Raw genomic sequence first — 20,063 nt, 5'->3', positions numbered from 1 at the left:
GGTGATCCGCAGGGCGTTAAAAGTTTTTGGAGGGAGTCTGAGGGAACCTTTTTACAAAAAGGTTCCCTCAGTGTAATAAGACACGTCAAATATTATAGTATACGTTTGCTAACCGTTGGTGTCAACACTTTTGGCGGTGTCACGGTGTTTCAGGCGTATGAGTGCGGCGCCGCTATCGTCGCTTCGCAACAGTTCGAGTCTGCGGCGCTCTCTTGCGAGGAAGGGATAGACAAAGCGCCGCGTGCCCTTGTAGCAGCCGTCGACGAGGATGTGGGTCACCGAGGCGCGCTCCACGAAGTCGTCGAAGAGTTCGGCCCGGCGTGTAAAGGGATAGCGCACGGCGAGCCGCCCCGACAGGAGCGAGACGAGTTCCGGCTTTCTCGTGAGGATAACGCCATCGGCCGGGACGAGGCCGTCGAGCGAGGCGGCGAGGGAGAAGTAGCTGTCGTAGCAGCGGAGCGCCCCCGACGGCGACCGCACGGCCACGTCCTCGATCCCCATCCTCTCCCTGCGGGTTGCGAGCTCGCCGGCCAGAAGCGACGCCGAGCGTGCAAGCTTCCCGGCCGCCCGCAGGGGCGAGAAGAGGTGGCTCGACTGGTAGACGTTTATCATGAGGAAAGCGGCCGCCACGGCGGCCACAAAGGGCGTCGCCCTCACGGTCCGCGTAGCGGCAAAGCGGCCTTTCAGGGCGTCGGCGACGGCAAGCGAGCCGCCGATGAAGTACCAGTACAGAAGAGGTATGACGGGCACGAGGTAGCGCATGGCGTCGACGACGCCGGAGACGGGCCAGACGGCGAGAAAGGCGCAGTAGAAGAGGAAGTAGAAGTCCTTGGCGCCGCGCCTTGAGACCAGGTCGCTGACGAGACCGGCGGCGACGAAGAGGGCCAGGAAGAGGGCGGCCGCCCATATGACGGAGCGCCAGGGGTGATCTATGACAAAGGCCCTGGGCAGGGCCTCCATGTAGAAGACGGCGTTGTCCGCAACGCGGGCCGCCAGGTCGGCAACGCCTATGGTCCCCTTGTCGAGGTCGTAGTAGTCGACGCAGAAGAATATGGACTGGTAGCTGGCCACCCCCCGATCCATGAGAGAGTTCCTCGCCGTCCAGGCGAGGAAGGGCAGTGTCGAGACGACGACGAAGAGGGTCGTGTCTGCGATGACGGCGCGCCTTGCTCCGGGACGGGCCCCGAGCGCCGCCGCGGCCCCCGCCGCCGCCGAGCCGGCGACGAGTGCCGCGCCGATGGAGCGGGTAAGGCAGGCCGCGGCCGCAAGGACGGCGGCCGCGGCGATGCGCTGGCGGCCGGCGGGGCCTCCCCGGGCCGCGCCGCCTTCGAGCAGCAGCAGCGCCGTCATGGAAAAAAAGAGGTACGGTATCTCGGTGAGAAGCTCCCCCATGTACATGAGGACGTTGAGGTTGGTGACCACCAGAAGCGCCGTCAGCGCCCCCAGGGGCGGGGCGCCGAGACGGTCGAAGATCCGCTTCACCGCCGCCACGGCCCCCACGCCGAAAGCGATTATCACAAGCCTCATGGCCAGGAAGTTGAAGCCGAGGAGGTGGTAGACCGGGCTCAGCACGAGGGGCAGAAGGGGAGGCAGCTGCGTGTGGGGCGGCGCGCCGGGCATGTGTATGTCGCTGTAGCCGCGGCCCGTGGCCAGCGCCTTGGCGAGGATCAGGTACTGTCCGTGGTCCGCCCAGCTCATGTAGGTGAAACGCGTATCGACGAGCTGGAGGCTGACGAGGGCGGTGACAACGACGAGCGCAGCCGTGGCTGCCTGCCCGATACGGCGGCCGCCGGCCCCTCCCCCCCCGGCGCTCACGGCCTGCCGCCTCCAACGCCGCCGGCGCCCAGGAGGGCCGTCAGTTCGGCGCAGCCCTCCTTGTCGACAGCCGAGCACTCGGCGGCAAGCGCCGATACATCCCTTCTCACCTCCCGCGCCGTGAGCGAGGCGCGGGCCGTCGCCGGGTCCGTGAGCCTTATGTAGCGGGCGAGCTCCGCCAGGGCCTCGCCGCCGCGGCCGAGCCTTGCCAGCGTGAGCGCCCTGTTGAAGCGGGCCCTGGCAAGGCCGGGGTCCCTTTCCACGGCCCTGGAGAAGTCGTCGAGCGCCCCCTCGATCTCGCCCACGCCAGCCCTTGCTATGGCCCGGTTGTTGTAGAGGTCCGCGGCGTCAAGCCCGAGGGCCGCGGCGCGGTCGAAGTCGGAGAGGGCCGCTTCGGCCATCCCCCTGTCAAGGAAGGCAAGCCCCCTCGCATAGTAGAGACGCGCCTTGCCCGGCGACTTCCCTATGGCGTCGGAGATGAGGGCCACCTCGTCGCACCACAGGGTGTTGCGCTTCCACGTCGCCGCCGACAGCGGCACGGCGAGCACCACGGCCGTGGCGACGAGAAAGACCGGCGCGGCGGTCTTCAACAGCAGGCCCCTGAAGCGCAACAGCCGGTGCGCCCCCAGCAGGACACCGGCAAAGGCCGCTACGGCCCCAACGCTCGGCAGGTAGACCCTGTGCTCGAATATGACGTCCTGTATGGGTACGACCGACGACTCGACGGCGAGCGTGAGGAAGAACCAGAATACGCCGAAGGCGTAGAGGAGGGCGGGCGGCCCGGCCTTCCCGCGCCGTGAGCGCAGCAGCGCAAGGAGGGCCGAGGCGGCAAGCGCACTCAGCAGCAGCAGCGAAGCGAGCGTGGCTGGCTCAAGGAGAGAGCGCGAGATGGGGTAGTCGTAGTCTATGTGCTGGTTTACGGGAAAGAAGAGCAGCCTCAGGTACGTGACGACGACGCTCAGCTCGGTGAGGAGATACAGCCCCCGCGAAAGTGTGGCCGCCTCGGTGAGCTGGAGCCTTCGAAGCTCCACGGCCACATCCCCTCCGGCGCTGCCTCCCGCAAGGAGCGTGAGGGGAATGACCGGCAGGAGCGCAAAATGGGGCAGCAGCATAAGCCGCGGCCGCGGCCCGGCCGTACCCTCCCTCCGGCCCGGAAAGAAGAGGAACTCCACCATGGCGGCCGCAAAGGGCAGTGTAAAGCTTATCTCCTTTGTCTTCATGGCCGCCAGCGCCGCCGCGAGCGATACGCCGCAGGCGAGCCAGGCCCGCCGCTGCGCCCCCGCCTCGAAGAGCAGCCGCCCGCGCAGGTACAGGAGGATCGAGCCGAGGTAGAAGAGCGCCGCAAGGGAGGTGAACCTCTGGCTCACGTAGCTCACGGCCTGGGTCTGGACCGGATGGGTCAGGAACAAGAGGGATACGAAGGCGGCGGCCGCGGCGCCGGCGTCCGCCTCCACCACGCCGCCGCGGCCCCTCATGGCCGGGGTGCGGAAGATCGCCTCCACGAGGAGATAGACGAGTACGGCGTTGACGATATGGATGACGATGTTCGTCAGGTGGAAGTCGAAGGCCGTGAGCCCGGAGAGGGCGTAGTTTACGGCGAAACTCAGAAAACCGATGTAGCGTGTGCCGGAGAGCTCGGCGAAGCCGCCGAGCGAACGGATGGCCGGGTTGTCGGTTATGTACATCCTGTCGTCGTAGACGAAAGGCGCCTGAAGGGCCTTCAGATAGACGAGAAGGCCCAGGGGGACGAGCAGGAGAGGAAAGATACGGGGCCTTATGCGGGTTTCGTCTATCTTGATCATGGGCCTGCAAGAAAGCGCCCCCACGCAGGAGCGCCGCGCGGGGGGAGATGGATGGGAAGGGGCCGGCAACGAAAAAGGGAGGGACTCGCTCAAGCCCCTCCCTCTCGCAGACCCCATGGCCGCCGAACGGGGTCCTCGGCCGCGGCGCCGTGCCTTACGGCGTGTTGGCGAACTCTATCCTGCCGTTGTAGAAGATGACGGCGTTGTTGTCCTTCGCCGAGGCGTTGAGGGCCGTGCTATATATCTCGATGTTTCCGGCGCTCAGCGTCATGGAGCCGTCGACGAAGGATACGTTAGTCGACTTCTGGTAGCCGCTGTTCTGGAGTATGGCCAGTGTGTTTACCGTGCCGGTGGGGTTGTCGGTCAGGTAGGCCTGGGCCGCCGTGTAGACGTTCTTGGCGTCGCTGTCGAGCTCCGACTTGTAGCCCCTGAGCCTGTACATGGTGAACTGCGGGATGGCGATGGCCGCCAGGATGGCGATGATGGCCACGACGATGAGCAGCTCGACCAGGGTGAAACCTTCCTCCCTGTTGATCCTGAACCTTTCGAACATCATATCCCTCCTCCTTTCGCTTCCTTTTGCCGGTCCTTTTCAACAATAATCGGGCGACAACGCTGTTTGACCATGATATATTGCAATGACCGTGCCAAATGTAGAAAGCCTTTAGATTCGAGCAGATGAGAAAGAGAGGCGGCGAAAAAGAGACCCTGGGGTGACATTTTTCGTCAACGAGTGACAAAACCTGTCACAACGGGGGGCCTGGAGGGGCCCCCGGTGCGGCGAGCAGAGCCGCGACCATGCGGGCGGCGCCGGTCCTGCCCAGCTCACGCAGTCTCAGGGCAAGCTCGCGGAGGACGGCCTCGTAGTCCGGCGAGACGGCGAGGGCCCTCCTGTAGTAGTCGGCGGCCTCCCGGTCCCTGCGGAGTTCGAGGAGGGAGTTGGCCGTGCGGTAATAGATGTTGGCCATCTCGCCGGGGTCGTCGGTGGTGAAGGCGGCGCGCTTGAAGGCCTCGACGGCGCAGCGGTACCGCGAGAGGGTGAAGCACGAAAGTCCCCTGGCCAGGTAAGCCTCGTGGACCGCATCGTCCGCGGCGAGCTCCAGGTAGCGGTCGAGGTAGTCGAGGGCGCGCTCGTGTTCGTCCCGCTCGTGCTCGATGAGGCCGAGCCTCAGGTAGGCGTCCTTGAAGTCGCTGTCCCGGCGCAGGACCTCCCTGAAGGCCGCTGCGGCGGCCTCTCTCCTGCCCGCCTTGAGCAGCGCCATGCCGAGGTCGAAGCGGATCTCGGCGCTGTCGACGACCTTCAGGGCGCTCTCCAGGGAGCGGATCGCCTCCTCGATGCGGCTGCCTCCGATGGCGGTCTCCACAAGCCCCAGCAGCCTTGCGGGTCTTGCCGCCACGCCGGCGCTCCTGGCGGCGTGCCTTGCCGCCTCCCTTCGCATGGCCTCGAGCTCGTCGGCGTCGTCGGGCAGCCTGTAGCTCGCTTCGTCCCTGCAGGGATTGAGCCGCTCGATGCCCCACTCCTCTATGACGGACCGGAACTTCTCCACGTCGCGCACGAAGAGCGCCGCCGTGTCGTCGAAGCTCACGGCCTTCCACCCCGCGTCGTCGCGCAGTCGCGCACAGAGCGCGCCGTCGAGCTTGACGAGGGCCATCTCCACGCCGTGCTCGCCGACGAGCCTTCTCCACCGGCCCTCGTCGTCGGCGAGCCTGGTCGTCCAGAAAAAGTACGGCGAGTAGACCGTCGGCGTCCTGCCGTCGATGAAGGGCTTTACGTGGGGCCAGGTCTCGAAGGCGAGGTAGCCGCCGTAGATGTACTCGTTGAATATCTTTCCCCGAAGGCGCCGTTCCTTGATGAAGGCCACCGTGCCGACGGGGTATTTTTCGGGCTTCACGCCGAGGCCGAAGTCGCTTCCGTCCTTGAGCCACAGGAGGTCGATGACGAAGAAGGCGAGGAGCGCCGCCGCCGCGACGGCCGAACCGATCTCCGTGCGGCGGCGCGCGGCGGCGCGGCCGTCGAGAAAGCGCCCCATGTTGGAGGCTATGACCGGGGCCGCGAAGAAGGCGTACTGGGCGATGAAGCGCACGTGGGTGACGGCCATGTAGAAGGCGGCGGCGGCAAGCAGCAGGTCCCTCGTCCTGAGCCTTGCGAAGTTGAGCGCCAGGGAGGCAAGCGTCAGGTAGAAGAGGAGCTTGAAGGCGAAGTAGTTGAGGGGAAGGGGGTAGAGAAAGAGGAGCTGCTTGAGAGGGAAGGCGGACCACTCGGCGATGTGACGCAGGGCGTCGGCGTTGTCCGGGCTCTGGTGGACGAAGGGGAAGATTACGAGCTCGATGCCGTAGGGATTGATGAGGGCCGCCGCCGGCAGCGCCGCTGCGGCGGCGACGTACGGGCCGAGGCCGTCAAGGACCTTCCCGGGCCCGCCGCGCCTCATGTTGTCGAGCGCCCGGCCCAGGGCGTATGCGCCGGCTATGAAGACGCCGAGGATGAAGCTTGAGTGGATGTTGACCCACAGGACCTCGAGCGCCGGCAGGAGGTAGAGGATGCGCTTTCGGCCGCGCTCCTCGTAGAGGGTGTATACGAGAAACCACGTGGATATGAAGAGGTAGGAGAAGATGTGGGGCCGTATGAAGAACCGGTCTCCCGAGCCGAGAAAGACGACATAGAGGAGGGCCATGACGAAGAGCCCCCGGCCGGGACCGGCGCCCTCGGAAAGGATGCGCACGTTGGCGTAGACGACGAGGAAGGTGGCCGCGGTCACGAGCGACTGGAGGATGAAGAGCCCCGTCCATCCACCGAGATAGTTGTAGAAGAAGTGGGCGAGGACCTGGAAGCCCCAGGTGAAGTCGATCCACGGACGGCCGCCGAAGGTGGAGGAGAAGGGGTCGGCGGCCGGGACCTCGAGGTGAGAGACTATCCACTCGCCGCTTCGGAGGGCCCAGAAGATGTCGCTGTCCCAGCGCTGTTTCTGAAAGGCCCCGAGGACCGTGAAGAAGAGGAGGGCGAGGAGGAGGACCCCCTCGATGAAGGCGCGCCGCTCAGTGGCCCTTGTCTTCATACTTGCTCAGCTTGTAGCGCATGGCCCTGAAGCTCAGGCCCAGCAGCTCGGCGGCCTTCTTCTTCACGCCGCCGGCCTTCTCGAGAGCCTCCATGACGATGGTCTTCTCGAAGTCCGAGACGATCTTCTCCAGGTCGATGCCGCCGGGCGGTATCTCTATGGCCGCGCCGGGAGCGGCCGATGCCCTCCCCGGCACGGCCCGCCCCCGCGCAGCGCCTTCCTCGCGCAGCGAAGGGGGAAGGCTCGCCGCCGTGACGCTCCCGCCCGTCTCCAGCGCCACGGCCCGCTCGATGATGTTCTCGAGCTCGCGCACGTTGCCGGCGTAGTCGTGACGGGAGAGCAGCTCCAGGGCCTCCTCGCTTATGCCGGTCACGGCCTTGTCCAGTTCGCGGGCGTACTTGTCGACGAAGTGGCGGGCGAGCAGCGGTATGTCCTCCCTGCGCTCGCGAAGCGGCGGCATGTTGACCGTTATGACGTTGAGCCTGTAGTAGAGGTCCTGGCGGAAACGGCCCTCGGCGACCTCCCTTGCAGGGTCCCTGTTGGACGCCGAGATGACCCGGATATCGACGGCTATGTCCTCGGTGCCGCCCACCCGCCGCACCACCCGCTCCTGGATGAAGCGCAGCAGCTTCACCTGCAGGTGCAGCGGCAGCTCCGTCACCTCGTCGAGGAAGAGCGTGCCGCCGTCGGCCATCTCGGCAAGCCCCGGCTTGTTGGCCGCGGCGCCGGTGAAGGCCCCCTTCTGGTGGCCGAAGAGCTCGCTTTCGAGGAGGTTCTCCGGTATGGCGCCGCAGTTGACGGCGACAAAGGGCTTGTCGCGCCGCGGGCTCTCGTAGTGTATGGCCCTGGCCGCAAGCTCCTTGCCCGTGCCGCTCTCGCCCGTTATGAAGACGTTGGTCTTTGTGGGCGCAACGCTCGTTATGAGGCTGTAGACGTCCTTCATCCTCGGGCTCGTGCCGACCATGCTGGCAAAGCCGAAACGCTCCTTCAAGTCCTTTTTGAGGAGCCTGTTTTCCTTTTCGAGGTCGCGGTAGCGCAGGGCCTTGTCGATGAGAAGCTTTATCTCGTCCACGTTGAAGGGCTTGGTGAAGTAGTCGTAGGCGCCGGACTTCATGGCCTCTATGGCGTTGTCCACCGACGCGTAGGCCGTTATCATGATGACCAGCACCTGTGGGTCGAGCTCCTTGAGGCCCTTGAGCAGCTCCACGCCGCTCATGCCGGGCATCTTGAGATCCGTTATGACCACGTCGGCGCGGCGGGTGCGGAAGTGGTCGAGGGCGGCGGCGCCGGAGTCGAAGGTCCTCACCTCGTAGCCTTCCTTCTTGAGCATGATCTCCAGAAAGTCGCGCATGCTCTTCTCGTCGTCGACGACTATGATCCTCTCCTTCGGCATATGCATCTTCCCCGCGCCGGTCCCCTTCAGGCGACCGACGAACTGACATACTCTTCGACAAGGGGGAACCTCACCTTGAATTCCGTCCCCTCGCCGGGCGTGCTCGCTACGTCTATGGTCCCGCCGTGACTCTCCACGATCCGGTGGACTATGGCGAGCCCGAGCCCCGTGCCCCCGTCCTTGGTGGAGAAGAAGGGGTCGAATATGCTCTCCGCCGTCTCCGCCGACATCCCCCTGCCCGTGTCCCTTATGGATATCTCGACGAAACCGGACGGCGCGCGCCCATCTCCCGCCGCAACCGCGGCCTCCCGGCCTCCGGCGGTGACGGCGCGGGCCGAGACCTCGACGACGCCCTCGCCCTCCACGGCCTGGGCGGCGTTGACGAGGAGGTTCCAGAAGACCTGGCTTATCTGGCGGGTGTCGCCCCGCACCCTGAGGTTGCGGCAGACGCTGGAGCGGATGTCGATGTGTCTTGCGTCGGGGCTGTTGCGGAAGACATCGATGGTCTCGCCGACGACCTCGCAGATGTCGACCTCCTCTTTCCTGCAGTGCACGGGCCTGGCGAAGAGGAGGAAGTCGGTTATGAGGCTGTTGAGACGCTCGGTCTCGCGCAGCACTATCTCCATGAGATGGGCGTCGTCGGAGGTCAGGTCCAGCTCTTCCCTGAGCACCTGGATCGAGCCGCTTATGGACGCCAGGGGGTTGCGTATCTCGTGTGCTATGGCGGCCGAGAGCTCGCCGAGGGCCTTGAGGCGGTCGGCCCTGCGAAGCTGTTCCTCCAGGGCCTTGAGCTTGGTGAGGTCCTGGAAGATGATGATCTTGCTCACCTCGTCGCCTGGACCGGGGGATATGTTGAAGCCCAGGTAGCGCTCCACGCCGTCGCCGAGACAGAAGGTCTTTTCGGTCCTGCCCGACACTATGGGTGCGCCGTCCTCGCCCGATAGGAGGCCGGGAAAGACCTCGCTCACGTGACGGTAGTAGACGGCGCGCAGCTCGAGTCCCGTGGCGGCCACGGCCGCGTTGTTGAAGGACGTTATCCTGCCCTGCTCGTCGAGCGTCATTATGCCGCTTGTGATGTTCTCCACTATGCGGCGGTTGAGGGCCTCGAGCCTCTCGTAGTCTATCTCCTTTTCCACGAGCTCGCGCTCCACCCTCGCCGTGCTCTCGGCCAGATAGCCCGAGAGGTAGGCCACCGTGAAGTAGGCGATGACGTTGGTCGTGTAGGTGGTGGCCACGTTGCCCCACGAAGGCTGCGCCGGCGACCAGAGGACCTTGTACCACTCGGGAAGCAGCTCGTAGAAGTCGAGGAGGATGACGGCGCCGAAGGCCATGGAGGCGAGCGAGGCCGCGTAGAAGCCGCCGCGCATGCCGAGCAGTATGGCCCCGCCGATGACGGCCAGCGTGTAGAGCATGGGCAGGTAGCTCTCTATGCCGCCGGTGACGAAGACTATGACGGTGACGAGGAATACGTCCACCGTCACCTGGATGAAGGTGAAGAACTTGAGGTTGGCGACCCATGCCAGGCTCAGGGCGTAGAGGATGGTGAGCACGCCTATGGCCGACACGACCGAATAGAGGGGGTAGAAGTTGGGCTGGGCGCTCTGGCCCAGGCGCATCTGGAACCAGACGGTCACGCCGAGGAAGACGAAGGCCACGGCGACCCTGAAGACCATCATGGCCAGGAGCCTTCGCCGCAGGACTCTCGTTTCCTTGCTTTCGCTCATATCCGGTTCAGGACCGCGCCGGCGAGGAGAGCGCCGTCATCCGCCGGCCGCTCCGGCGAGCTGGAATATGGGAAGATAGAGCGCTATGACGAGCCCGCCCACGACGATACCGAGAAAGGCCATGAGCAGTGGCTCTATGAGCGAGGTCAGGGCCTTGACGGCGGCGTCGACCTCGTCCTCGTAGAAGTCGGCTATCTTGCCGAGCATGGCGTCCATGGCGCCGGTGCTCTCGCCCACGGCTATCATCTGGATGACCATGCCGGGGAAGACCTTGGTCTCGCCCAGCGGCTCGGCCAGCGTCTTTCCTTCGCTCAACGAGGCCCGCGCCTTCATGACCGCATCCTCTATGACCACGTTGCCGGCCGTCTTGGCCACTATCTCGAGGCCCTCGAGGATGGGCACGCCGCTGGACATCATGGTGCCCAGCGTCCTGGTGAACCTCGCAACGGCGGTCTTGCGCAGCAGGTCCCCGAAGACCGGCAGCTTGAGCACCAGGGCGTCGAGCGCCTGCCTGCCCCTTTCGGTCTTGTAGGCCTGCCTTATGCCGACCACGACGACGGCGAGTCCGCCGAGTATCATGTGCCAGCTCGACTGCAGGAAGTCGCTCATGTTGACGACCACCTGGGTCGGGGCCGGCAGGGCCTTGCCGAAGCCGGCGAACATGTCCTCGAAGATGGGCACGACCCATATGAGGAGGCCGGAGACGACGAGGCAGGCGATGATGATGACGACCACCGGGTAGGTGAGCGCGCCCTTGATCTCGCCCTTGAGCTTCTCGCTCTTCTCCATGAAGCTCGACAGCCGGTTGAGTATGGTGTCGAGGATGCCGCCCACCTCGCCGGCGGCGACGAGGTTGACGAAGAGCTGGTCGAAGACCTTGGGGTGCTTGCCCAGGGCGTCGGCGAAGGTGGTGCCCCCCTCTACACTCCCCTTCACGTCGAGCAGCACCTTCTTGAACTCCGGGTTCTCCTGCTGATCGGACAGTATCTCGAGACACTGGACGAGCGGGAGCCCCGCGTCTATCATGGTGGCGAACTGGCGCGTGAAGACCACGATCTCCTTGGTCGTGACCTTCCTCGTCATGCCGGGCAGTTTTATCTCGCTCAGGGCCGCAAGCCCGCTCTTCTTCTCGGTGAGCGAGGTGGGGATTATCTGCTGGCGCCGCAGCGCGGCCGTGGCCTGCGCGATGCTGGCGGCCGATATCTCCCCCTTCTTCACCTCGCCCGTCGAGGACTTGCCCGTGTAGACAAAGGTAGGCATGGCTCAAAGCGTCCTTGCGCCGCCCATTCCACCGGGGCGCTGCCGGTCCCCCGACGCCCCGCCTCCCCTCAGGAGCCCGGCGTTGACCATCATCTGGCGCAGCTCGTCGGGCTCGGAGCTGCGGCCAAGGGCGTCCTCGGCCGTTATGAGCCTCTTGGAAAAGAGCGTCATCAGGCTCTGGTTCATCGTCTGCATCCCGAACTTGGCCTGGCCGACCTGCATCTGCGAGTACACCTGGTGTATCTTGTCCTCCCTTATGAGGTTTCTTATGGCCGAGTTGGGGACCATGACCTCCATGGCGAGGACCCGGCCCTTGCCGTCGGCCCTTATGACGAGAAGCTGCGAGAGCACGCCCTCGAGCACGAAGGAGAGCTGGGCGCGGATCTGGGGCTGCTGGTGCGATGGAAAGACGTCGATTATCCTGTTTATGGTCTGGACGCAGGAGTTGGTGTGGAGGGTGGCGAAACAGAGGTGACCGGTCTCGGCTATGGTCAGCGCCGTCTCGATGGTCTCCATGTCGCGCAGCTCGCCGAGCAGCACCACGTCGGGGTCCTGGCGAAGCACGTACTTGAGGGCCTTCTTGAAGGCATGGGTGTCCGAGCCCACCTCGCGCTGGTTCACGAGCGAGGTCTTCGATACGTGGAGGTACTCGATGGGGTCCTCGATGGTTATTATGTGGTCCTCGCGCTCCTGGTTTATCCAGTCGACCATGGAGGCGAGTGTCGTGGACTTTCCGCTGCCCGTGGGGCCGGTCACGAGGATGAGGCCGCGGGGTTTTTTGACGAGCTCGCTCACCACGGGCGGCAGTCCGAGATCCTGGAAGGTCTTGATCTTGAACGGTATGGCGCGGAAAACACCCGCCACCGTGCCGCGCTGGATGAAGAGGTTGCCCCTGAAACGGCTCAGCCCCTTGAGGCCGAAGGAGAAGTCGAGCTCGTTCTCCTCCTCGAACTTGTGTTTCTGCGAATCGGTGAGGACCGAGTAGCAGAGACGCCTCGTGTCGGTGCCGGTCAGGGGGTTGACGCTCATGGGCTTGAGCTTGCCGTGGAGCCTCATCCTCGGCGGCGAACCGGCGGCGATGTGGAGGTCCGAGCCCCCCTTGTCGACCATCACCTTCAAGAGCTCCTGGAGACCGAGTTTCTGACCGCTCTCTTCCGCCATCTTTTCACTCCCCGCCCCGCCGTGGGGCTCCGCGTCCCTCAAGGAGACCTCAAGTAGACTCCGGCTTGTTTCACCGGGGCAATGCGGCTGCGTGAGCCTCATTCAGGAAGGCTCCCCCGGCACAACAAATCCTGAGCATCCCCGAAGGGGCCGGCCTCAGTCGGCCATGGTCACCCGCAGCACCTCCTCGATGGTCGTGACCCCTTCGGCGACCTTGGTTATGCCGCTCATGCGCAGCGTCTTCATACCCTCGTCTATGGCCGTGCGCTTTATCTCGGCCGCCGAGGCGCCGTTGAGGACCGCCTCCTTCAATTTCTCCGTGAAGGGCATCACTTCGTAGAGGGCTATGCGTCCCTTGTAGCCCGTTCCGTTGCACACGGCGCACCCCTTGCCCGCGTAGACCTTCATCGCCTTCGCCTCGGCCTCCGGCACCCCCAGGTCCACGAGGGCGCTCACCGGTATGTCCACCTCCTCCTTGCACTCGCCGCATATCTTGCGCGCAAGCCTCTGGGCCAGGATGAGGTTCGTGGCCGACGAGACGAGAAACGGCTCTATGCCCATGTTGAGGAGCCTGTTGACCGTGGATGGGGCGTCGTTTGTGTGGAGCGTGGAGAGGACCAGGTGCCCGGTAAGGGCCGCCTTGATGGCTATCTCGGCGGTCTCGTAGTCGCGTATCTCGCCCACCATTATGACGTCGGGGTCCTGGCGCAGGAAGCTTCGCAGGGCGGCGGCGAAGTTCAGCCCTATGTCGTCGTGCATCTGCACCTGGTTTATGCCCATGAGGTTGAACTCCACCGGGTCCTCGGCGGTCGATATGTTCTCGCTCACCTTGTTGAGCTCAGAGAGGGCCGAATAGAGTGTAGTCGTCTTGCCGCTCCCCGTGGGCCCCGTGACGAGCACTATGCCCCAGGGCTTGTGGATGGCCGACATGAAGTCGTCGAGGGCCTTCTGCTCGAAGCCCAGCTTGGTCATGTCGAGCTGGAGGTTGCTCTTGTCCAGAAGCCTCAGGCAGACCTTTTCGCCGAAGAGAGTGGGAAGGACCGAAACACGGTAGTCCATCTCCTTGCTCTTCGAGAGCTTGAGCTTTATGCGGCCGTCCTGGGGCAGGCGCCGCTCCGCTATGTCGAGCTGGCTCATTATCTTTATGCGCGAGACGATGGCGTTTTTGAGCTTCATGGGAGGGCGCATGACCTCCTGCAAAACGCCGTCCACGCGGTAGCGGACGCGGAAGGCCTTTTCGTAGGGCTCGATGTGGATGTCGCTTGCGTTCTTCTTTATGGCGTCGGTGAGGATGAGGTTGACGAGTTTTACGACCGGGGCGTCCTCGACGGCCTTCTTCAGGTCCGTTATGTCGACGTCTTCCTCTTCCTGGACGATCTCCATCTCGTCATCGTCGAACTCGGTGAGCACGTCGCCGAGGTCGAGCTCCAGTTCCTCGGTGTCGTAGGCCTTCTCCAGGGCCTCCTTGATGCCCCCCTCGGCGGCCACCACGCTCTCCACGTTGTAGCCCGTGAGAAACTTGATGTCGTCGATGGCGAAGACGTTGGAAGGGTCGGCCATGGCCACCACGATGGTGGAGCCCTTGCGCTCGATGGGAAGGAGCTGGTACTTCTTGCAGACGTCTTCGGGGATGAGCTTCACCACCTCGGCGTCTATCTCCAGCTCCGATATGTCCACCTTGGGGATGCCGTACTGCTTGCTCAGGAAGGTGGTGAGGTCGTTCTCCGTTATGAAACCGAGCTTGATGAGGTTGTAACCGAGCCTTCCGCCGCCGTGCTTCTGCTCGGCCAGACCCTTTTCAAGCTGCTCCTGGGTTATGAGCCCAGCCCTGACTAAAAGCTCTCCGATCCGGTCAGTCATCGTGCCTCGGCCCTGAGGTGACAAAAATTGTCGCTCCACCTTTCAATGTTATATGAGTTCTCCAACGCTGTCAAGGCGGCCGGAGGGCGGAGAGGAGGTCCCGATTGGGACCTTGGCGCCTTCGGGGCCGCTCCGGCCCCTGGCGTCCGAGGCCGCCTACTTTCCTTCGTCACCGTGCTCCTTGCGGTGCCTGAGGTCCAGGCGCTGGCAGGCGAACACGAAGCGTATGATCCTCTCCCTGACGGTCTCGTCGAGGTCCTCGTACTCCACGGCGGTGAGGTAGCCGTCCTCGGCGGGATCGACCCTGACGACCCTCGACTTCACGGTGACGAGGTTGGGATGGGTGGGCAGGAAGAACTTCAACGCCAGGAAGTCGCCCACCTCGAAACGCTCCTGGCAGACGAACCTCGCCCCGCCGCCGCTTATGTTGACGTCGCGCGCCTCGGGGAGGTTGAAGCCGCCGGTGCCGACGAGGTGATTTATGACGGCGTCGAGCTTCTGGTTTATGGTGAAGAGCAGCTCGTAGAGCTTGGGGTCCCCGTCATCGCGCGGCTCGAGCTCGTTGAAGAGGTGTTCCGTGTCGAGGGGGCCCCGCTCCGACTCTTCCCGTTCCCAGGGGGAGAAGTAGAAAGGCACGCTCTCGTCGACCCTGACGAACTCCCTTTCGCGCCTGTCCCTCATCTGCCTCAACCGTCCTTTCGAGGCCTGTCGTCGAAGTGGCGCAGGAACTCGGTCTCCAGGAACGCCTCGACGACGAGGGGATCGAACTGTGTGCCGGCGCAGCGGATTATCTCGGCCCTGGCCACCGACGCCTTGAGCGCCTTGCGGTAGGGCCTTGTGGAGGTCATGGCGTCGAAGGTGTCGGCCACGCTGAATATGCGGGCCGCAATCGGTATCTCGTCTCCCCGCAGGCCCATGGGGTAGCCGTTGCCGTTGTAGTGCTCGTGGTGGTGGAGGACCACGGCCTTTTCCGAGTCGAGGAGGTTGAGCGGCTTGAGTATCTCCTCGCCCCTGAGGACGTGACTCTTCATCGTCTCCTTCTCGTCAGGCAGGAAGGGGCCTTCCTTGAGGAGCACCGAGTCGCGCACGCCTATCTTTCCGATATCGTGCAGGGGGCCTGCGAAGCTTATGCAGTCGAGCGTGTCCTGATCGACGCCGTAGCCGCTGGCTATCTCCAGGGCGTAGCTCGTCACCCTGTTGGAGTGCTCCTTCGTATAGGTGTCGCGGGCGTCGAGGGCGTTTATGAGCACGTGGACCGTCGAGAGGATGCTGGCGTAGATGTTCTCGGTGAGCGCGAGGTTCTCGAGCTTGAGGGCCACCTTTCCGACGAGGTTCTGCAGGAGCGTCATCTCGTCGTCCGTGAAGCGGCGGGTGCGGTCCATTCCGGTGAGTCCCAGGGCGGCCACGACCTCCTTGTTTATGAGCATGGTCATGACAAAGAGCGCTTCGTCCTTCGCCGAGCCGCCGGCCCTGGAGAGCAGGGGGTCGAGCACCGTCCCGGCGTCGACGTAGATGTGGCGCTTGCCGTCAACGAGGCCGCCGAGGGGGCCCTGCGCCGCCGAGAAGACCATGCCCGTCGGCTCCGGCCCGTCGTATCCCGTCGCGGCCCTGACGACGAACTCCCGCTGCCTCTTCTCGTAGATCATTATGAAGGAGCGCTCGGCGCCCGAGATGATGAGCGCAAGGTCCATGGACATCTTGAAGATGTCCTCCTTGGTGCTCACGTCGTCGAGCATCTCGCTTATGGTATGGAGGATGGAGAGCTCCTTTATCTTGTCCTCGAGCCTGTGGCGGCTCGTATCGCCCCGCGGCTCCACGGTCCGCCCGCCTGCCGCCGCATCGGCGCCGTCGCCCGAATCCCTGGCGGCGTCGACGGCCTTCCTGACCGTTATCTCCAGTTGCTCGGCCTTGAAAGGCTTGGCCAGGAAGTCGGCGGCCCCCTTCTTCATGGCCTCCACGGCGAGGTCGATGGAGGGATAGCCGGTGATGAAGATCACCGGCAATCCGGGCTTCTCCTCCTTGACCATCCGCAGAAACTCCATGCCGTTTATGCCGGGCATGTTTATGTCGGTGAGGACGAGGTCGTAGTCGCCCCTCCTTATCTCCTCGAAGCCTTTGCGGGCGTTATCCACGCCGTCGACGTGCCAGCCCCTTCGCGCCAGCAGTCCCACCACGACGTTGCGCACGGCGCTCTCGTCGTCCACGACCATTATCTTGAGCGGTTTGTTCATAGCGGAAAAGATGGTTTGCCGCGCCTTGGCGCAGAGCGCCGTCGCGGCGGGCGCGATGGGGAGGCACGAGGTCAGGCCTCCACGAGGTGACCTTTCCTCTTGCCCTTGCCCTTGTCCTCGTCCATCTCCGAGAGGTACTTGCGCTGTCTCATGGCGGCGCCGCTCCTGTCCGAGGCGGAGAGGCCGGCGGCGGAAGCGGCCGCAGCCGCGCCGTCGTCGCCGCGGCCTTTCTTGAGCATGGCGATCTCGCCGTAGGCGGCGCGCAGTTCGTCGAGCAGGGCGCGGTTCTCCTTTACGAGCCGAAGCCGCTCGCAGGCGTTCTTGATGACTATCATGAGCTCGTCGAGCCTGAAGGGCTTTGCCATGTAGTCGTAGGCCCCCGCCTCTATGGCCTTGACCGCCGTATCCAGCGTGGCGTAGCCCGTTATGATGATGACCATTATCTCGCGGTCCAGGCCCTTTATCTTGTGCAGGAGCTGGAGCCCGTCCATGCCGGGCATCATCAGGTCCGTTACGACGATGTCGTAGCTCTCCCGCTTGAGCTCGGCCAGCGCGGCCTCGCCGTCACCGGCGACGGCTACCTCGTAGCCCCAGTTTCTCACGGCCTCGGCAAGCAGCTCCTGAAGGCTTGCGTCGTCCTCGGTGATGAGTACCCTGAACTTGTCTTCAGCCATTGAGTCACCATCGCCTTGCAGGCGTCCCGGCCGCGTCCGCCGGATCGCTTCCGTCCCGTCCCAGGGGGCCTGGCTACGGGCCGCACGCCATATTATCGTCACGAGGGGGCGGTATCTTTAGCGTTTTTTCCCCGCCGCATCGGCTCCGGCGGACACGGGTCCGGGGGGCGGAGCGGAGAGGGAGTGGCGATGGGGCCGCGCGGTGGCGGCGGCCGGGACGTGCGGGTGCGGAGGGCTTCAGGCGCGAAGAGGCGGCCTCCCCTACCTCGATCCGTAGGCCCTGGCCGCCTTGACTCCGCCGGAGATGCGCATGAGCTTTCTTCTTATATCGTCCATGGAGGTCCGTATGCTCACGCCCAGGCTCCTGTCCTCCTCCACCACCTTACCGGCAAGGGCCCTGAGGGCGTCGTCTCCGCCGAGTCCGCCGGGCGCAAGCACCTTGAGCCTCGCCACGAGCCTGTCGCGCTCTTCCTGGCGCCTGAGCACATCGACGAGCCTGTTCTCCTGGAGCAGGCGCCTCTGCTCGGCCGATATGTCGAGGAGCCTCTCAAGGAGCCTCTTCTTCTCCTCCCTTTCAGACGCCATAGTGTATGCCCGCCCCGTCGGGCCTCTTCTCCTGCCTGTGCGCCGCGGAGTTCTCCGAGGCGATCCCCTCCCAGCCGGCCTTCAGCTCGCCCATGATCCGGTTGACCACGTCGAGCTGCGCGGCGTCGTTGCGGACGTTGGCCTCCGTAAGCCGCGTCATGACGTAGAAGTAGAGCCTGCGCAGGTTCGAGGCCACCTCGCCGCCGACCTCCATGTTGAGGGCGTCGTTGAGCTCGCTCACTATGGCCATGGACTTGTTGATCCACTTGTTGCGCTGATCGATGTCGCCGGCCTCGATGGCCATCTGGGCGCGCTTGTTGAAGTTCATGACGCCTTCGTAGAGCATGATGATGAGTCTCACCTTGTCGGCCGTCATGACCTGGACTTTCTGGTACTGCTGGGTGGGGACCATTATATCCTCCTTTGTTGTCGCGTTACAGGCTCGACAGGAAGTTGCCCTGGGCCTGCAGCCCTGAGAGCAGGGTTTCGAGCGAGGCGAACTGGAGTCTGAGCTGCTCCTGGTAGACGGCCAGCTCTTCCTCTTTCTCCCGTATCTCGTCGTCCAGGTTGTCGATGGTCGTCGCAAGGCCGCTCTGTTTTCTCGTCACGCGGCCGTCGGCCGTGTCGAGCATGTCGTCGACCATGTCGTAGATGAGCGAGGCGAAGCCGTCGGTGGATGTGCCGTCGACGAAGAGGTTCACCACGTCGTCGAAGTTCGTCTTGAGCGCGTCGGAGAGGGTCGAGCTGTCAAGCGACATCTTGCCCTCGAGGTCGGTCTCGGCCCCCACGTGGATGAGCCTGTTCATGGTGGACGGAAGGCCGCTCACCTCGGAGGTCATGATCCTGCGCAGGTCCTCCCACACGCTCCTGGCTATGGGGTCGCCGTAGAAGGGGCCGGCCACCTTGGTGTCCGTGTCGTAGCGGTTGTTGGCCCTTATGTGGCTTACCACGGCGTTGTACTTGTCGAGGAAGGCCGTTATCTTGGTCTTTATCTCGTCCTCGTCGCGGTTTACCGTGAGGGTGACGGTCTTGGTGGAGTCGGAGCTGTTCAGGTCGAGGGTGACGCCCGTTATGACGTCGGAGATCGTATTGCTCGAGCGGTAGATGTCGAGACTGTCTACGGTGATGTTGGCGTCCTGCGCGGGCTGCAACGTGGTGGAAAAGACGAGATCCGTGTCGTTGTTCGTTATGGTAATGGCGTTGGAGGCGCCGGTGGAGTCGCTCGTGAGGATGAGCCTATAGGGGTTGGTTGAGGAGCCGTCGTTCACGATGGTGGCCGTAACGCCGGCGTCGAGGCTGTTTATGGCGTCGCGAAGGTCCGTGAGCGTGGTGGAGGTGTCTACGCTGACGCTCTGCTCCGAGCCGCTTCCGACCTTGAACTTGAAGGTGCCCGCGACACTCGATATGATCGACGTATCCGAGGCCACGCCGTCGGCCGCTATCTTGTGGCTCTTGGCCAGGGCCTTGACGACGATGTTGTAGCTGCCCGCCGAGGCGCTGGTGGAGGCGGTGGCGTCGAGGATGGTCGAGTCGGAGACACTCGTCTTGAAGAGCTTGAAGTCTACGGCCGTACGGAGGTCGTCGGCGGCGCTCTTGAGGTCCTGGAGCCTGGACTGGAGCGTGTCGTAGGCGCTGCTTGCGCTCTTGTAGGTGTCCTGCTGGGCCTGGAGCTGGTCTATGGGCTGGCGCTTCACCGAGACGAGCTGATCTATGAGCGCCTGGTAGTCTATGGAGCTTACAAGCCCTGATGTTACGGTAATACTCATGACATTCACCTTCCCGCTCGATGGCTTCCCCTTGAAGGCGGGACGCCGAGAAGATCCTTACGTCCTGTTGTCGTAGAAGACCCCTATGAGCTCGTGCATCCGTTCGCGTATCTTGAGGAGCTCCGACGGAGGTATCTCGCGGATCACCTCGCCGCTCTCCGGCTCCAGTATCTTGACTATCACCGTCTTCGACTCCCTGTCAACTTCTATCCGGAGTTCCGTGTTGAGGCGCTTGAGCTGGATCTGGATGTCGGAGGCGAGCTTGTCCATCTCGTCGAGGGACATATCCTTTTTACGCTCCGAGGGGTCGCGGAGCAGGCCCACGAAGTCGCTCCTCTCTTCACGCACCCTTTTCACGGCCGGCGCCTGCGTCTCGACTGCCGCGCCCTGACGTGCGACTTCCTTGATGCCCATGTCGATACTCATTACGTCACCTCCGGTAAAGATGCCCTCCGGGCCGCAGAGCGGCTGAGGGGACCGGCGCCGGCGCCGGTCCCCTCCCTGTCACCTTTACCCTCCGAGCAGGCTCAAGGCTGCCTGTGGGAGGAAGTTCGCCTGGGCGAGCACCGAGGTTCCCGCCTGGACGAGTATCTGGTTCCTGGTGAAGACCGCCGTCTCGTAGGCGAAGTCGGCGTCCCTTATGCGCGACTCGGCGGCCTGGAAGTTGGTGAACGAGACCTGCAGGTTCGCAAGCGCCGCGTTGAGCCTGTTGGTCGTGGCGCCGAATACGGCGCGCGCG

Annotated in this window: 17 protein-coding genes; all 17 read right to left on the bottom strand. The window is 64.1% G+C overall.

Going from position 1 to position 20,063, the window contains the following annotated elements; translation table 11 throughout:
* Positions 1 to 108: 108 nt before the first annotated feature.
* Complete coding sequence (locus ENJ37_03160) at positions 109 to 1,815, bottom strand: hypothetical protein (protein HHL39485.1); 1,707 nt, start codon at positions 1,813 to 1,815, stop codon at positions 109 to 111.
* The gene (locus ENJ37_03155) at positions 1,812 to 3,734 is read right to left on the bottom strand and encodes a tetratricopeptide repeat protein (GenBank protein ID HHL39484.1); all 1,923 of its coding nucleotides are present in this window, start codon (positions 3,732 to 3,734) and stop codon (positions 1,812 to 1,814) included. Before ENJ37_03155 ends, ENJ37_03160 begins: the two co-directional genes overlap by 4 nt.
* Positions 3,735 to 3,771: 37 nt before the next feature.
* Positions 3,772 to 4,170 carry a prepilin-type N-terminal cleavage/methylation domain-containing protein gene (locus tag ENJ37_03150; protein HHL39483.1) on the bottom strand — a complete coding sequence of 133 codons (399 nt, stop codon included), beginning with the start codon at positions 4,168 to 4,170 and terminating at the stop codon, positions 3,772 to 3,774.
* A 193-nt stretch (positions 4,171 to 4,363) separates the two neighbouring features.
* A complete protein-coding gene (locus tag ENJ37_03145; protein HHL39482.1) occupies positions 4,364 to 6,670 on the bottom strand; it encodes a tetratricopeptide repeat protein in 2,307 nt (768 codons plus the stop codon).
* The gene (locus ENJ37_03140) at positions 6,651 to 8,063 is read right to left on the bottom strand and encodes a sigma-54-dependent Fis family transcriptional regulator (protein HHL39481.1); all 1,413 of its coding nucleotides are present in this window, start codon (positions 8,061 to 8,063) and stop codon (positions 6,651 to 6,653) included. Before ENJ37_03140 ends, ENJ37_03145 begins: the two co-directional genes overlap by 20 nt.
* A 26-nt stretch (positions 8,064 to 8,089) precedes the next feature.
* Complete coding sequence (locus ENJ37_03135) at positions 8,090 to 9,787, bottom strand: PAS domain S-box protein (protein ID HHL39480.1); 1,698 nt, start codon at positions 9,785 to 9,787, stop codon at positions 8,090 to 8,092.
* A gap of 36 nt (positions 9,788 to 9,823) precedes the next feature.
* Positions 9,824 to 11,047, bottom strand: a complete 1,224-nt coding sequence (locus ENJ37_03130) for a type II secretion system F family protein (protein HHL39479.1) — start codon at positions 11,045 to 11,047, stop codon at positions 9,824 to 9,826.
* Between the two features lie 3 nt (positions 11,048 to 11,050).
* The gene (locus ENJ37_03125; GenBank protein HHL39478.1) at positions 11,051 to 12,208 is read right to left on the bottom strand and encodes a PilT/PilU family type 4a pilus ATPase; all 1,158 of its coding nucleotides are present in this window, start codon (positions 12,206 to 12,208) and stop codon (positions 11,051 to 11,053) included.
* Between the two features lie 156 nt (positions 12,209 to 12,364).
* Complete coding sequence (pilB, locus tag ENJ37_03120) at positions 12,365 to 14,068, bottom strand: type IV-A pilus assembly ATPase PilB (GenBank protein ID HHL39477.1); 1,704 nt, start codon at positions 14,066 to 14,068, stop codon at positions 12,365 to 12,367.
* Between the two features lie 156 nt (positions 14,069 to 14,224).
* Positions 14,225 to 14,758, bottom strand: coding sequence for a PilZ domain-containing protein (locus ENJ37_03115; GenBank protein ID HHL39476.1), 534 nt, complete (start codon positions 14,756 to 14,758; stop codon positions 14,225 to 14,227).
* Positions 14,755 to 16,299, bottom strand: a complete 1,545-nt coding sequence (locus tag ENJ37_03110; protein ID HHL39475.1) for a response regulator — start codon at positions 16,297 to 16,299, stop codon at positions 14,755 to 14,757. The genes ENJ37_03115 and ENJ37_03110 overlap by 4 nt, the downstream gene beginning before the upstream one ends.
* Positions 16,300 to 16,370: 71 nt before the next feature.
* Positions 16,371 to 16,973 carry a sigma-54-dependent Fis family transcriptional regulator gene (locus tag ENJ37_03105; GenBank protein ID HHL39474.1) on the bottom strand — a complete coding sequence of 201 codons (603 nt, stop codon included), beginning with the start codon at positions 16,971 to 16,973 and terminating at the stop codon, positions 16,371 to 16,373.
* A gap of 261 nt (positions 16,974 to 17,234) precedes the next feature.
* A complete protein-coding gene (locus tag ENJ37_03100; protein HHL39473.1) occupies positions 17,235 to 17,558 on the bottom strand; it encodes a hypothetical protein in 324 nt (107 codons plus the stop codon).
* Entirely contained in the window at positions 17,548 to 17,970 is a 423-nt protein-coding gene (gene fliS, locus ENJ37_03095) for a flagellar export chaperone FliS (GenBank protein HHL39472.1), read from the bottom strand. The genes ENJ37_03100 and fliS overlap by 11 nt, the downstream gene beginning before the upstream one ends.
* A 22-nt stretch (positions 17,971 to 17,992) precedes the next feature.
* Complete coding sequence (locus ENJ37_03090; GenBank protein HHL39471.1) at positions 17,993 to 19,324, bottom strand: hypothetical protein; 1,332 nt, start codon at positions 19,322 to 19,324, stop codon at positions 17,993 to 17,995.
* 57 nt (positions 19,325 to 19,381) lie between these two features.
* A complete protein-coding gene (locus tag ENJ37_03085; protein HHL39470.1) occupies positions 19,382 to 19,750 on the bottom strand; it encodes a flagellar protein FlaG in 369 nt (122 codons plus the stop codon).
* A gap of 84 nt (positions 19,751 to 19,834) precedes the next feature.
* On the bottom strand, positions 19,835 to 20,063 hold a 229-nt coding region (locus ENJ37_03080), incomplete at its 5' end, for a flagellin FliC (protein ID HHL39469.1).

The sequence above is a fragment of the Deltaproteobacteria bacterium genome, assembly GCA_011375175.1.
Taxonomy (GTDB): domain Bacteria; phylum Desulfobacterota; class GWC2-55-46; order GWC2-55-46; family DRME01; genus DRME01.
The sequence above is the reverse complement of the archived record's forward strand: the minus strand, read 5'-3'. Positions and strand labels throughout refer to the sequence as shown.

Bases quoted from the DNA above. Each gene is read 5' to 3' on its own strand.
- ENJ37_03155 (HHL39484.1), bottom strand. From the start codon at position 3,734: ATGGGGTCTGCGAGAGGGAGGGGCTTGAGCGAGTCCCTCCCTTTTTCG.
- ENJ37_03150 (HHL39483.1), bottom strand. From the start codon at position 4,170: ATGTTCGAAAGGTTCAGGATCAACAGGGAGGAAGGTTTCACCCTGGTC.
- ENJ37_03145 (HHL39482.1), bottom strand. From the start codon at position 6,670: ATGAAGACAAGGGCCACTGAGCGGCGCGCCTTCATCGAGGGGGTCCTC.
- ENJ37_03140 (HHL39481.1), bottom strand. From the start codon at position 8,063: ATGCCGAAGGAGAGGATCATAGTCGTCGACGACGAGAAGAGCATGCGC.
- ENJ37_03135 (HHL39480.1), bottom strand. From the start codon at position 9,787: ATGAGCGAAAGCAAGGAAACGAGAGTCCTGCGGCGAAGGCTCCTGGCC.
- ENJ37_03130 (HHL39479.1), bottom strand. From the start codon at position 11,047: ATGCCTACCTTTGTCTACACGGGCAAGTCCTCGACGGGCGAGGTGAAG.
- ENJ37_03125 (HHL39478.1), bottom strand. From the start codon at position 12,208: ATGGCGGAAGAGAGCGGTCAGAAACTCGGTCTCCAGGAGCTCTTGAAG.
- pilB (HHL39477.1), bottom strand. From the start codon at position 14,068: ATGACTGACCGGATCGGAGAGCTTTTAGTCAGGGCTGGGCTCATAACC.
- ENJ37_03110 (HHL39475.1), bottom strand. From the start codon at position 16,299: ATGAACAAACCGCTCAAGATAATGGTCGTGGACGACGAGAGCGCCGTG.
- ENJ37_03105 (HHL39474.1), bottom strand. From the start codon at position 16,973: ATGGCTGAAGACAAGTTCAGGGTACTCATCACCGAGGACGACGCAAGC.
- ENJ37_03100 (HHL39473.1), bottom strand. From the start codon at position 17,558: ATGGCGTCTGAAAGGGAGGAGAAGAAGAGGCTCCTTGAGAGGCTCCTC.
- fliS (HHL39472.1), bottom strand. From the start codon at position 17,970: ATGGTCCCCACCCAGCAGTACCAGAAAGTCCAGGTCATGACGGCCGAC.
- ENJ37_03090 (HHL39471.1), bottom strand. From the start codon at position 19,324: ATGAGTATTACCGTAACATCAGGGCTTGTAAGCTCCATAGACTACCAG.
- ENJ37_03085 (HHL39470.1), bottom strand. From the start codon at position 19,750: ATGAGTATCGACATGGGCATCAAGGAAGTCGCACGTCAGGGCGCGGCA.